This is a genomic window from Acinetobacter sp. 826659 (assembly GCF_000588515.1).
Taxonomy (GTDB): Bacteria; Pseudomonadota; Gammaproteobacteria; order Pseudomonadales; family Moraxellaceae; genus Acinetobacter; species Acinetobacter pittii.
Genome location: NZ_JFYD01000003.1, coordinates 366210 through 379886, shown reverse-complemented (window position 1 = coordinate 379886; position 13677 = coordinate 366210). Strand labels below are relative to the sequence as shown.

11 protein-coding genes and 1 pseudogene are annotated in these 13677 nt (G+C 37.9%); 6 read left to right on the top strand and 6 right to left on the bottom strand.

Annotated elements, in window-relative coordinates; genetic code table 11:
• The first annotated feature begins 49 nt into the window (after positions 1-49).
• From hutI to J663_RS08755, 6 genes and pseudogenes are all read left to right on the top strand, one after another.
• Positions 50-1255: an imidazolonepropionase gene (gene hutI, locus J663_RS08780; RefSeq protein WP_033849155.1), complete on the top strand. Its 1206-nt coding sequence runs from the start codon at positions 50-52 to the stop codon at positions 1253-1255.
• Between the two features lie 10 nt (positions 1256-1265).
• The gene (gene hutG, locus J663_RS08775; RefSeq protein ID WP_033849152.1) at positions 1266-2186 is read left to right on the top strand and encodes a formimidoylglutamase; all 921 of its coding nucleotides are present in this window, start codon (positions 1266-1268) and stop codon (positions 2184-2186) included.
• Positions 2187-2439: 253 nt separating this feature from the next.
• Positions 2440-4266: a DUF885 domain-containing protein gene (locus tag J663_RS08770; protein ID WP_033849149.1), complete on the top strand. Its 1827-nt coding sequence runs from the start codon at positions 2440-2442 to the stop codon at positions 4264-4266.
• Between the two features lie 104 nt (positions 4267-4370).
• On the top strand, positions 4371-5009 hold the full coding sequence (locus tag J663_RS08765; RefSeq protein ID WP_033849148.1) for an HAD family hydrolase: 639 nt from the start codon (positions 4371-4373) through the stop codon (positions 5007-5009).
• A gap of 23 nt (positions 5010-5032) precedes the next feature.
• Positions 5033-5833 carry a glutamate racemase gene (gene murI / locus J663_RS08760; protein ID WP_033849146.1) on the top strand — a complete coding sequence of 267 codons (801 nt, stop codon included), beginning with the start codon at positions 5033-5035 and terminating at the stop codon, positions 5831-5833.
• A 717-nt stretch (positions 5834-6550) separates the two neighbouring features.
• A pseudogene (locus J663_RS08755) lies at positions 6551-6845 on the top strand (hypothetical protein).
• Between the two features lie 231 nt (positions 6846-7076).
• On the opposite strand, the gene J663_RS08750 reads toward J663_RS08755, so the two are convergent.
• The 6 genes from J663_RS08750 to thiL all read right to left on the bottom strand — a co-directional run bounded on the left by J663_RS08750 (position 7077) and on the right by thiL (position 13671).
• Entirely contained in the window at positions 7077-7775 is a 699-nt protein-coding gene (locus tag J663_RS08750) for a hypothetical protein (protein ID WP_005804366.1), read from the bottom strand.
• A gap of 1 nt (position 7776) precedes the next feature.
• Positions 7777-8727 carry a hypothetical protein gene (locus tag J663_RS08745; protein ID WP_005804367.1) on the bottom strand — a complete coding sequence of 317 codons (951 nt, stop codon included), beginning with the start codon at positions 8725-8727 and terminating at the stop codon, positions 7777-7779.
• Positions 8728-9028: 301 nt separating this feature from the next.
• Positions 9029-10867, bottom strand: coding sequence for a glutamine--fructose-6-phosphate transaminase (isomerizing) (glmS, locus tag J663_RS08740; RefSeq protein WP_017386164.1), 1839 nt, complete (start codon positions 10865-10867; stop codon positions 9029-9031).
• 12 nt (positions 10868-10879) lie between these two features.
• The gene (glmU, locus tag J663_RS08735; RefSeq protein ID WP_017386163.1) at positions 10880-12244 is read right to left on the bottom strand and encodes a bifunctional UDP-N-acetylglucosamine diphosphorylase/glucosamine-1-phosphate N-acetyltransferase GlmU; all 1365 of its coding nucleotides are present in this window, start codon (positions 12242-12244) and stop codon (positions 10880-10882) included.
• Positions 12245-12260: 16 nt separating this feature from the next.
• Entirely contained in the window at positions 12261-12776 is a 516-nt protein-coding gene (locus J663_RS08730) for a phosphatidylglycerophosphatase A (RefSeq protein WP_016143831.1), read from the bottom strand.
• Positions 12754-13671: a thiamine-phosphate kinase gene (gene thiL / locus J663_RS08725; RefSeq protein WP_033849139.1), complete on the bottom strand. Its 918-nt coding sequence runs from the start codon at positions 13669-13671 to the stop codon at positions 12754-12756. Before thiL ends, J663_RS08730 begins: the two co-directional genes overlap by 23 nt.
• Between the last annotated feature and the right edge of the window lie 6 nt (positions 13672-13677).

Sequence of the window (13677 nt, the reverse complement as noted above, 5' to 3'; positions counted from 1 at the left end):
AATGAACTGCCCAATGGTTTAACGATTGGGCAGTTTCGAGGATAGGCTAATGAAAAAACTCTGGCAAAATTGCCACATTGCAACCATGCAAAATGGGCAATATTCCTACATTGAAGATGCTGCAATCGTTACAGATGGGCAGCTCATTCAGTGGATTGGAAAACAACAAGAACTTCCTGCCGATACTTATTCCGAAACAGTTGATTTAAAAGGCGCTTGGGTAACCCCGGGGTTTATTGATTGTCATACACATAGTGTATTTGGTGGCAACCGTAGTGTTGAATTTGAAAAGCGTTTACAGGGCGTAAGTTACGCTGAAATTGCTGCAAGCGGTGGCGGTATTGCTAGTACTGTTCGTGCAACGCGTGAAGCAAGCGAAGAACAATTACTGAAATCAGCTCTTAAGCGTATTCGTTGTATGCAACAAGACGGTGTGACCACCATCGAGATTAAGTCTGGTTACGGACTTAATTACGAAAATGAACGCAAGATGCTGCGTGTGATTCGTCAAATTGGTGAAGCTTTACCAATGACGGTAAAAAGTACCTGCCTAGCTGCGCATGCTTTGCCGCCAGAATACAAAGACCAAAGCGATGCTTATATCGAGCATATCTGTATAGAAATGCTGCCTAAACTGCATGCTGAAGGTTTAGTCGATGCAGTTGATGCATTCTGTGAGCATTTAGCCTTTTCACCTGCTCAAGTTGAACGTGTTTTTAAAACAGCACAGTCTTTGAATCTACCGGTTAAGCTTCATGCTGAGCAGCTCTCATCGCTAGGTGGCTCAAGTTTGGCAGCACGTTATCATGCTTTGTCGGCTGACCATTTAGAGTACATGACCGAAGATGATGTTAAAGCCATGGCAGAGTCGGGCACGGTTGCAGTGTTATTACCAGGTGCCTTTTATTTATTGCGTGAAACACAATATCCACCGATTGAAAGTCTCATTAAACATGGCGTGCGTATTGCGCTGTCGAGTGATTTAAATCCGGGAACATCTCCAGCACTTTCTTTACGTTTAATGCTCAACATGGGCAGCACACTTTTTCGCTTAACGCCTGAGCAAGCATTAGCTGGTGTCACCATTCATGCTGCACAAGCGCTCGGTTTAGAGCAAACACACGGCAGTTTAGAGCAGGGTAAAGTCGCTGACTTTGTGGCTTGGGATATTGAGCATCCATCTGAAATAGTTTACTGGCTGGGCGGAGATTTGCCTAAGCGAGTCGTTCAGCATGGAAAAGAAGTTATTTTTTAGACGGTGGCACATGAATCACACATTTAAATGGCAAGGCCGACATGATGGCGAGGGTGAAGCACACCAACGTATTCACCATATTATGAATAAAACCCAACCTGCTGAATTTGCCCTGATTGGCTTTAGTTCTGATGAAGGTGTGAAGCGTAACAAAGGCCGAGTCGGAGCTGCCGATGCACCAGATGCAATCCGTACTCAACTTGCTAACTTACCTATTCATCGCCCAGTCAGTATTGTCGATTTGGGTACGGTGACCTGCGAATCTGAGAATTTAGAGCAAGCTCAAACTGAGTTGGCTGAGCAAGTCGCAAATAGCCTACAAAATGGTTTAAAACCGATTGTTCTTGGTGGTGGACACGAAGTCGCATTTGGTAGCTTTAGCGGTTTATTCCAATATGTACAAGCACATGCGCCAGATAAAAAAATAGGCATTATTAATTTCGATGCCCATTTTGATTTGCGTGAAGCAGAGCATGCAACCTCTGGTACACCTTTCTTACAGGCAGCTCGACTTTCAGAACAACATCAAAAACAATTTAATTATTTATGTATTGGTGTGGCTAACCATGCCAATACTAAAGTTTTGTTTGATACAGCCGATGCGCTGAATTGTTCATATTTACGCGATCATGAGGTGAATATTTTTAACCTAAACAACGTGCTTGCAGCGGTTGATGCTTTTATTGAAAAAGTAGACTGTTTGTACGTTACGATTGATTTAGATGTCTTCGCGGCTGCGGTTGCACCGGGGGTCAGTGCGCCAGCTGTAAAAGGAATTGATTTAGCGACTTTTGAAGCGATTTTTAAGCATATTCAAGAGACTGGCAAAATCCAACTGTTAGATATTGCCGAGTGCAATCCAAAATTTGATTTGGACAATAGAACTGCAAAGTTGGCTGCCTATATTGTTTATCAATATTTGTTTTCTTGAGAAACAATTTTTAATGTAGAAATTCAAAAGTGCACTGAGATCGTTCATGTGCACTTTTTTTAAGTTCTTGGTCTATTAAAGTCAGATGTGGAATATAGATAGCAACTATAAATAATATAATTAAAAAGAAAATTAATTTATAAAATCATCTAGTTAAAAAAATACTCGATTTTTACACCATTTTATATGCTGCTTGGCACGTAATTTGTTTTGTCTTTATTTTAACCTTTGTTAAATATTTCTGGATAATTAAATGAAAAACAGAACCTTACAATTGGCTTGTATCAGTGTTTTATTTTGGATGTCTCATTCTTCTAATGCTACACCCCCCGAAATAAATACAAATACCATCGAAAAATCACAATCTAAACAAAAGAGTGATATCTCTGTTCGGGTGAAAGCTTTAAACCAACTTTTACAGGAACAGTGGGAATATAATTTGAAAAATAGTCCTGAAACTGCAACCGTTTTAGGAGATTTACGCTACAACAATCGATGGACAGAGCTTTCAAAAAATCAGATCGAGAAAGATAAAAAAAGTACGCAAAATTTTTTAAAACGTTTTGAAGCAATTGATAGCACAGGGTTTTCAGCAATTGATCAATTAAATAAAGATTTAATGATTTATCAGTTGAAAGAAACACTTAAAAATTATGATTTGAAATTATATGAAATGCCTTTTAATCAAATGTGGGGGCTACATTTACAATTTCCGGGATTTATTAGTTCGATTCCCTTTGATAATACTAAACAATATCAAGACTATATTTCTCGTTTAAAACAAATTCCTCTTATTCTTGATCAAGGTATTCAGTTAGCGAAACAAGGCCAAAAAGATGGTTTGATGCCACCCAAATATTTAATTGAAAAGGTGGCAAAGCAGATTAATAGCATTGTGACTCCCGCAGGGAAGGACAGTGTTTTTGCCTCTCCATTAAAGCAATTTCCAAAAAATATTTCGAAAGCAGAACAAGAGCGTTTAAGCCGTGAAGTGCTACAAGCCATAGATCAGAATGTTCGGCCTGCCTATCAAAAACTCGGAACGTTTATTCAGAAAGATTACTTACCCTATGGACGACAACACGAGGGTATATGGAGCTTGCCAAACGGTGACGAGCTCTATCGCTTTTATGTAGAAAATAATACGACCACGTTGGAAAGCCCTGAAACTATTCATCAGCTCGGGTTAAAAGAAGTGGCTCGTATAGAAGCGGAAATGCTGAAAATTGCCAAAGCACAAGGTTTCAATGACTTAAAAAGTTTCCAACAATCCTTAAAAACAAATCCCGCTGTTTTCCCAAAATCTCGTGAAGAAATTTTAGAGATTTATCGGGGATATATTGCCCAAATGCAACCAGAGTTGCCGAAGCTATTTGGTTTATTACCCAAAAATAAAGTCGAAGTTTTGCCTGTAGAGCAATATCGAGAAAAAGAAGCGGCAGGTGCGGAGTATCACCAAGGCACGCCTGATGGTTCACGCCCCGGACAGGTATATGTGAATACTGGGGACTTCTCTGAACGTTCCAAAATATCAATGGAATCGACCGCTTACCATGAGGCAATTCCCGGCCACCATATGCAGATTGATATTGCCCAAAACTTGCCAAATTTGCCGATGTTCCGAAAGCAACCCAACCACACCGCCTACATTGAAGGATGGGCACTTTACGCAGAGCAATTGGGTAAAGATGTTGGTTTCTATAAAGACCCGCTTTCAGACTATGGAAGACTATCGAGTGAGTTGTTCCGTGCTTGTCGTCTAGTGGTTGACACTGGGGTACATTATAAAAAATGGACCCGTCAGCAAATGATTGATTTTATGCGAGAACACTCTGCTTTGGATGAACCTGATATTCAGGCAGAGACAGATCGCTATATTGCTATTCCTGCCCAAGCATTAGCATATAAGATGGGCCAACTCAAAATTTTAGAGCTACGGGAGCTTGCAAAACAGGAGCTTGGAGACCGTTTTGATATCAAAGCATTCCATGACATGATTTTAAATGCAGGAACATTGCCTTTAAATATATTGGATGCCCGTATTAAAAATTGGATAAAGGAACAAAAAGCAGCAGCTTAAAACAAAATTCGAAATTTAGGTCAGGTCCTCGTTGGGCCTGATTTAAAAACCAATAGAAAACAGAATATAATTATAAAAAATATATTTTATTTCAGAACTTTAAAATGGAAAAATCTTTAAAAGAATACCAAGCTATTATTTTTGATATGGACGGTACTTTAGTCGACTCCTTTAGCTTTTTTTTAGGTGCTTTAAATCAGCTTGCCAATAAGTATAAATTTAAATCTGTAGAGCTAGATGAAGTAGAGCAGTACAAACATCTTTCACCAAAAGAAATTATGAAAGAGATGAAAGTCTCCAAATGGAAACTACCTTGGATTGCGAAAGATTTTATTCGGTTAATGAAAGAAAGAGATGAAGAAATTCATCTGTTTGAAGGTATGCGGGACCACTTAATTGAACTACATAAGCGGGGATATACGCTCGCAATTATCACTTCAAACTCTAAAGAAAACTGTCAAAATATTCTTGGTACAGAACTATGTGAGCTTTTTAGCCATATTGATGGCGGCTCGTCTATATTTGGCAAAGCTAAACGAATTAAGCATGTTCTCAACATTTTAGATGTAAGTAAAAACCAAGCAATTTATGTCGGCGACCAAACCACGGATGGCGAAGCTGCACATAAAGCAGGCATTGATTTTGCTGCGGTAGGTTGGGGGTATACATCGGCTGAAAAATTAAAAACCATTCAACCCAAAGTCGTGCTCAACGACTTGGCAACCATGAAAGAATTTTTCTAAATATATGAAATGCAGGATAAACCATGAATAACAATAACAACCCGATTGGAATGATTGATTCTGGTTTAGGCGGGTTGTCTCTCTTTAAGCATATTCGGGAGGCGCTTCCGAATGAAGACATTATCTATTTCGCCGACTCGAAATATGTCCCGTATGGAGACAAAGAAAGCGACTGGATTGTTTCACGAACCACGCATTTAATTTCAAATCTAGTTGAACAGGGTAAATGCAAAGCGATCGTTGTTGCTTGTAACACCATGACGGCTGTAGCGATTGAAACAATCAGAGCGCAAATTAATGTGCCACTTATTGCCATAGAACCAGCGGTAAAACCAGCTGTGGCAATGACCATGAGCAAGCATATTGCGGTTTTGGCAACAGCAACGACGGTTAAGGGAAAAAATCTTAAGAATTTAATCGAAACTTACGCACAAAATATCAAAGTGTCTTTAGTACCTTGTATTGGTTTGGCCGAAAAAATTGAAACGGGCAAAGCGCATACCGCGGAAGTTAAGGATTATTTAAAAAATATTTTAGCGCCGTTGGTCGAGCAAAAAGTCGATACGATTATTTTAGGATGCACACACTATCCATTTGTCTCAGACACGATTCAGGAAATTGTAGGTCGTGATATCCAAATTATTGAGCCTTCGGAAGCTGTAACAGCGCAATTAATACGGCAGCTCAATCAATATCATTTAGGTTCTGAAAGTCCAAATGAGGGGAATCATATTATTTGGACCAGTTCAGACCCGTTGGAAGTCGCAGACGTGACTTTTTCTTTATTAGGTACGCGTTTACCCGTAAAAGCTATAGAAAAGTAAACTCTAGAAAAGATGATAAGAGGTATATACTTATCATCTTATATATCTATACAAACTGTTAAATTAAAATTAACGATAAATCTATTTTATTAACTAAGTATATACAACTCAATTTTATATTTTAAATTTAATTAAAAGCCATAAATATAATAGGGAGAATAATATTATTTAAACATGAATAAAATTATTATATTTAAACTTTTTTATTAAAATAAATTGACGTTCTTTATTATACCAATTATGATTTCGTTGCTGGCCTACATTGCCAGCCGGTTTTAGCAGACCGACCCTAGCGTAGCGGGTTATACTTTTTAAGTATTTCCCGTGTGGAACCTTTGTGCCCCCTTTTCTCTATGGTAGGGCGGAAGGGGGACGCGTTCGCGCGTGCTGGTCGCTAGGTCAGTCTGCTAACCCTCTTTCGTTCTACCACCATAAATTAATTCGCGGTGATCTGGTGGTAGGACTCCATTTTTAAGGAGTTGGCCATGCCATTATTCAAACTCATTTTCTCTCTCAGTTAATAATTTTATTTATTTAAAATATGGATTTTCTATGTCCTGATTTTTTAAATATATAAATTATTTTTATTTTATAATCTTAATTATTTTATTTTCCTGTATTTATGGGAGGGCTAACTATTATTTAAAAAATTATTTTAATATTTAAACGAATAATATTTTTATTTTATTTAAAGATATAAATAATCATGAGAATAATATGAAACTTCATAAATTTATATTAGTTTTAAACCTTGTGGTCGGTGCTTACGGTATTACAAATGATGAAGCCAATGCTCAGCAGGAATTTAAAAGAATTTGCTTGTCAGGTGAACACATGCAAGCAAGTTGCGATTGTATTTGCCAACAGCTCGCGCAGGTGTATTCATCTCAAACCGTACAACGTTTAAAACACACCAGTTTGCAAAGTCCTGTTCTCCCACAGGACTTTGCCCCTAACTTGTTTAGCAGCATTCAACGCTGCGAAAAAACTGAAATGGGCTAAGTTCGCTTAGCTCCTTTATCTCTGTGTCGCAATGATCTCTCAAACTTTAAATCAGCGCAAAAGTAAAAGTCTATTGTGACATAGGGTCCTAGGAGAGTTCTCTACTATCAAACTAGATTCTCTTTCACGTAAAAGCCTCTGTGTAGCGGTATGAAGTCAATAAAAAAGCCCGATATGTAGTTATACATATCGGGCTTTAATAAATGATCTGTTCTAATAAGGATTAGAGCAATTTAAAAACTTAAAGATTGAAGGCCAATTTTTCTACTACTTTAGGCATATAATTTGTTAAAGCTGGTTGCTTAACAAGACCTAATAATTCATAAACTTGCCCACCAATACCTGGAATTACTTCACCACTATAACTATCCTTTTGAGCATCTTTTGCAAAATACACAAAATTAAATTTGGATGAAATATCATGAGGAAATTCTTTAATTAAAGATGCCTCTGAATTTTTATGAACTACAGGAGCTACAATAAAAATTTGTTTAGCATTTTTAATTTGATTAAGCATAGCAATCAAATTAGTACGAACAACACAGCTACCTGACATTACAGACTTAACAATAATTATGTTATCAGCTTGTTCAAAGCCAGGTTCAATGAATTTATGTACAATTGGCGCTACACTACCTTTTGTTGGTAATTGATAATGATTATTCCAAAAAACAGCAAGTTTTGTAGAAATTAAATTTTCCTTCAATACAGATTCAACACCAGCTTGTAAAAAATCAGCATCTTCAGCTGTAGATATAATCAAACAATTCTTTTCTGATTTTTTTATGCTTGGTACCAAAGACTCAGCTAATAACTTACCTAGCTCTTTCATATGCTCACGATAAGCCCTTGGATCTGTTTTAGAGTCCAATAAACCTTGCAAATGATCTTTTGCTAAATTATTAGCAATATTACTGTAGGTACGGTTGTTCATGCCCATTCTAAGCTCCTCCTAAAGGAGAAGAATCTAGAGATGTGTCTATGCTATTTAACTCTTCACTGGTTAAACTCATAAATAACATCGCTAAATCTTTAGTGTTAATTATTTCCTGATATTTTGATTCAGGAACTTGTAGGATTAAATCTAATGAAGCACTGACTTCAATGCCAGTACCTATAGATAAATATACCCTACCAGATTTTAATCTATAAGTTGTGTTGTTGGAAGATGTTGTTACAATTTGTTCAATCCACTCAGGTATTTTTGAATTAAAAGAACTATTATTTCTAAATTTAATAAATACATTAGGATGTGCAGTTGAGCAAGCTTGTTCAAAAATACTTTTAATATCTTTTGAGCTTCTACCCTGTAAAACGCCTAAAATTAAATTTGCAGCGTAATCGATCTGAGAAGGATCATCATTTTCAATTAAAGTTGATATGTGATGCTTCAAATTAGTTTGATCCAGCAATTCCACTAGATTTTGACAATATGGAAAAAAGATACATGTGTTAAGTTTATTTAATTTTACAGGTACTTTTTTTAGATTATTAATTCTTTTCTTTTCACACGAGACTAATAGGTAATTCTTTGATTTAGCTACCTTATGAAATTTTGTATCTAAAATAGTTTGGCGTTTACATCTAAGAGTGATTTCACTAGTCCAATCTGCCGCTGATCCAGAAGAATTTTTGGCTTGGAAATTATATTTAATAGAATTCTCCAAATCCCAATGGCAAATATCATCAATAAATGCTAACTCTTGACAGCTTAATAAATGTTTTTCGTGATCTATATCTTGAGATGCTAATTCGAATGCTTTGAATAATTGGAAGAAATTTTCATAATCTCTTCCTTTTTTATTATTATTACCTCCAACATAAATTCTTTTTAAGTTTGAAAGAACAGCTTTCCCTAATTCGTCCTTTACAAATGATTCAATGTCACTCAAGATAGAAGATCCTATTTATACCTATAATTTATATAATAAAAATATCTTTAAATTAAATAATAATCAAGAGAGCTAAGATATAAAAGATTTATAAAGAAAATTTTAAGATCTTTAATTATCAGTTGTATATTATTAAAATATTCGTTGAGACGTAATTACTCAATTATAGTGATTGATATTCTAATTAAACTATATTTTTACTGAATTTTAGCAATAAAAAAGCCCGATATGTACTTACACATGTCGGGCTTAATCAATCAGTTATTAAAGCAGGTGATGCCTTAATAATGATCTTTTTGAATTACTCTACAGTTACTGACTTCGCCAAGTTACGTGGTTGGTCAACGTCTGTACCACGTAATACAGCAACGTGATAAGACAACAACTGAACTGGTACGCTATAAACGATTGGAGCTAACCATTCGTTTACTGCTGGAATATGTACAACGTGTTGACGGTCTTTTTCATTGATTCCGCTATTTTCATCAGCGAAAACAAATAATTCACCACCACGTGCCTGAACTTCTTCCATATTTGATTTTAGCTTATCAAGCATTTCATCATTTGGAGCAAGAATTACGATCGGCATTTCATTATCAACAAGTGCTAATGGACCGTGTTTTAACTCACCAGCTGCATAGCCTTCTGCATGAATATATGAAATTTCTTTTAGCTTTAATGCACCTTCCAATGCGATTGGATAATTCGTACCACGGCCTAAGAATAAGCAGTGATTTTTTTCAACGAATAATTCAGACAAACGCAAAATTTCTGGATCATGTTTAAGCGTATCAAGAATAACTTTCGGGCTGTGCCATAACTCACGTGTAATTTCTTCAAGCAGAGCAGGGCTAATACGTTGTTTAACTTGACCAATTTTCAAGATTAACAACATAAGCGCAGCGAGCTGAGTCGTGAACGCTTTAGTTGAAGCAACACCAATCTCAGGACCAGCAAGCGTCAATAAGTGATGATCAGTTTCACGAACCATTGAAGACGTCGCAACGTTACAGATGGTTAAAGTCTGAATATCGATATTGTTTGCTTTAGCACGTTTTTGAGTTTCACGTAGTGCAGCTAAAGTATCGGCAGTTTCACCTGACTGTGAAATACAAATATAAAGTGTATTTTCAACAATTACAGGGGTGCGATAACGGAATTCACTTGCGATTTCAACTTGGCAAGGCACACCAATCAGTTGCTCAAACCAATATTTCGCAATCATTCCTGAATGGTAGCTTGTACCACACGCAATGATTTGTACGCTTTGAATTTTGTTGAAATCTGCATCAGCATTTTTCAAGAAATCATCACGTAAGCTATTGCCATCAAGCGCTTGAGAAATTGTTTGCTTGATTGCTTCTGGTTGCTCATAAATTTCTTTGAGCATGTAGTGCTTGTATTCACCTTTTGATGCACTGCTTACGGTTGCATCAAGTTCTCGCACTGGACGTTCAACGCGTTCGCCATTTGCAAATACTTCAATTGAAGTACGAGTAAGACGTGCAATATCGCCTTCTTCTAGGTACATAAAGCGGTTAGTTACAGGCAAAAGTGCAAGTTGGTCTGAACTAATAAAGTTTTCACCAATACCTACGCCAATCACGAGTGGTGAACCTTCACGTACAGTAATCAGTTCATCTGGATAATCGCTATGGATAATACCTAGCGCGTAAGCACCTTTAAGCTGAGGTACAACAGTTTCAACAGCATCTAAAAGGCTATCTGTGCTTTTTAGAGCTTCAGCAACTAAGTGTGCAACAACTTCAGTATCTGTTTGAGAAGTAAAAACATAACCTAAAGCTTGAAGGTCGTCTTTTAATTCTTGGTAGTTTTCAATGATACCGTTATGTACAACAGCAACCTTACCAGACATATGCGGGTGAGCATTATTTTCAGTTGGTTTACCATGTGTTGCCCAACGGGTATGTGCGATCCCGATAGCCCCTGTAAGCTGGTGTTCAGCAACTGCATCGGCAAGATTAATAACTTTACCTACACGACGCTCACGTAAAATTTGTTGGTTATTCAGTAAAGCAACACCCGCAGAATCATAACCGCGGTATTCAAGACGTTTTAAACCTTCAATTAAAATCTCGGTTACACAACGTTCTGCAACGCCTCCGACGATACCACACATACTTCAATCCTCTTATTTTTTAACCTTTTGGGGACGTTGATAATTTGCTTTTGAAATTTGTTGCGCACGTTCAAAGGAGAGACTTTGTTCGGCTACATCTTTCGTAATCACAGAACCCGCACCAACTGTTGCGCCATTCCCAATGGTCACCGGAGCAACCAGCGAGCTATTAGAACCGATAAAAACGGCATCGCCAATAGTGGTTTTGTGTTTATTTGCACCGTCGTAATTACAAGTAATCGTACCTGCCCCAATATTCGATTCAGCACCGATTTCTGCATCACCTAAATAGGTGAAATGGTTAGCTTTACTACCCAATCCAATTGTTGTGTTCTTAACTTCAACAAAGTTGCCGATATGTACTTCATTTGCCAATTTAGCGCCTGGGCGTAAGCGTGCAAATGGTCCAATTTGAGCATTTTCGCCTACAACTGCGCCATCAAAAACGCTATAGGCTTGAACTTTAGTGCCTGCTGCAATTTTGGTGTTCTTTAAAATACATCCAGCGCCAATTTCTACAAAATCGCCCAGTTCACAGTCACCTTCAATAATCACATTGACGTCAATACGAACGTCATGTCCAACTTTCACAGAACCGCGTAAGTCAAAGCGTGCAGGGTCTGCAAAAGTTACGCCTTGTTGCATAAGCTCTTTTGCTTGCTGTTGCTGGAACTCACGTTCAAGTGCAGCAAGTTGTAAGCGGTCATTGACGCCTTCAACTTCAAAAGCGAGTTCTGGTTGAATAGATGCGATTTCTAGGCCATCTGCAACAGCCATTGCTACGATGTCAGTTAGATAATATTCGCCTTGCGCATTTTCATTTGAAAGTTTAGGCAACCACTCATGAAGTTTTGCGTTGCTAACACAGTAAATGCCTGTGTTGATTTCTTGAATCTGACGCTGAGCTTCTGTTGCATCTTTATGCTCAACAATCGCTTGAATCTTACCTTCTTGACGAACGATACGACCATAACCTGTTGGGTTATCGACATGTAAAGTAATCATGCCAATGCCCGTTTTACTTGAAACGTCAACAAGTTGCTCTAGCGTTGTTTGACGTACTAAAGGTACATCACCATAAAGAATTAATGAAATACCGTCTTTAGGAAGTACGGGTAAGGTCATTTGTACTGCATGACCTGTACCTAGTTGTTCTGCTTGTTCAACCCATTGAATCTTTTCTTGTGCAAAAGTTTGTTTGACGTGGTCACCACCATGTCCATAAATCGTAATAATATTTTCTGCGTGTATTTTTTTTGCTGTTTGAATGACATGTCCTAAAAGTGGGCGACCCGCTAAAGGTTGTAATACTTTAGGAAGCTGAGAACGCATACGCGTTCCTTTGCCTGCAGCAAGAATAATGACGGTAGTTGACATGAATAACTCTAATGATTTAACTCAAATGGATAATAATTAGTGTACAAAGAGCAGCCCATACACCGGCAATAATATCGTCAAGCATAATACCAAAACCACCATGCACTTGACGATCAATAACGCGTATAGGCCAAGGTTTCCAAACATCGAAAATCCGAAATAATATAAATCCCCCAATCACCCACATCCAATTCATTTGTTGTAAATAAAGCAGAGGAAGAAAGGTAATAGATTGACCTGCAAACTCGTCCCACACAATTCGACCATCATCGTGTACATCAATAACTTTTGCTGTTTGACCACAAATATAAATTCCTACCAAGGACATGATGAGGATAGCGATCAAGCTTAAGTTAAAGCCAAGTGATAACCAGATTGGAACGAAAAGTAGGGCAAAGGCAGAGCCAAAAGTACCGGGAGCTTTAGGTGCGAGACCAGATCCGAAACCAACTCCACAGAAAACGATGCAGCGGTTGAACCAAGACATGTCCTTAAAATGAATCGGTGGCTTATGCAAAGTGTTGGTATCCATGAATTTGCAATGGGTAATCTGAACCCAAATGCTCAAAAGTTAGTTGTGTTTGCTCAACGATCTCTCCGATCATTGTAATCTTAATGTCTAGTTGTTTTTGCAAAAGTTTTTCATAATTTTGCGGTGTTATTGTAAAACATAACTCGTAATCATCACCACCAGCTAAAGCATATTGCCAGCGCTGCTGTTCGGGTAGTTCTTGTAGTGTTGAATCAATTGGTAATTTTTCTAAAAGTAACCGAGCACCGACCTTTGAAGCTTTTAAAATGTGACCTAAATCTTGTGCTAATCCATCAGAAATATCAATCATACTAGAGGCTAATCCCTTCAATTGTTGTCCAAGCTGACAACGTGGTGTTGGGTAGTCTAGTCTTTCTTGTAATGGATGACCTAGGTGCTGTAAACCATACGCGGCATCACCAACTTGACCGCTCACACAAACATAGTCACCGACTTTGGCACCTGAACGTAACACGGCTTGTCCGGTTTCAATCCAGCCCATGGCCGTAACAGTAATGGTGAGATGAGGGCCTTGGGTCGTGTCTCCACCAATGAGAGCAACCCCAAATTGATTACAGCAGTCATAGATACCCTGACTGAATCCTTCAAGCCATTCATGATCAATTGTAGGTAGGCTGAGCGCAAGTAAAATACTATGCGGTTTTGCCCCCATGGCAGCAATATCTGAAAGATTGACAGCCACACTTTTCCAGCCAATCGCATGGGCAGAAGTATCAAGAGGGAAGTGACGTCCAGCAACTAGCGTATCTGCACAGATCACTAATTGTTGGTTTGCGGGAGGGGTAATTAAGGCTGAGTCATCTCCAATACCCAAGGTGACATCTGTGTAAGATTGTCTGTTAAAGTATTGGTCAATAATAGAAAACTCAGCCATATCAAC

Excerpts from the sequence above, each read along its gene's own strand:
- hutI (WP_033849155.1), top strand. The coding sequence starts at position 50 with ATGAAAAAACTCTGGCAAAATTGCCACATTGCAACCATGCAAAATGGG.
- hutG (WP_033849152.1), top strand. The coding sequence starts at position 1,266 with ATGAATCACACATTTAAATGGCAAGGCCGACATGATGGCGAGGGTGAA.
- J663_RS08770 (WP_033849149.1), top strand. The coding sequence starts at position 2,440 with ATGAAAAACAGAACCTTACAATTGGCTTGTATCAGTGTTTTATTTTGG.
- J663_RS08765 (WP_033849148.1), top strand. The coding sequence starts at position 4,371 with ATGGAAAAATCTTTAAAAGAATACCAAGCTATTATTTTTGATATGGAC.
- murI (WP_033849146.1), top strand. The coding sequence starts at position 5,033 with ATGAATAACAATAACAACCCGATTGGAATGATTGATTCTGGTTTAGGC.
- J663_RS08750 (WP_005804366.1), bottom strand. The coding sequence starts at position 7,775 with ATGGGCATGAACAACCGTACCTACAGTAATATTGCTAATAATTTAGCA.
- glmS (WP_017386164.1), bottom strand. The coding sequence starts at position 10,867 with ATGTGTGGTATCGTCGGAGGCGTTGCAGAACGTTGTGTAACCGAGATT.
- glmU (WP_017386163.1), bottom strand. The coding sequence starts at position 12,244 with ATGTCAACTACCGTCATTATTCTTGCTGCAGGCAAAGGAACGCGTATG.
- J663_RS08730 (WP_016143831.1), bottom strand. The coding sequence starts at position 12,776 with ATGGATACCAACACTTTGCATAAGCCACCGATTCATTTTAAGGACATG.
- thiL (WP_033849139.1), bottom strand. The coding sequence starts at position 13,671 with ATGGCTGAGTTTTCTATTATTGACCAATACTTTAACAGACAATCTTAC.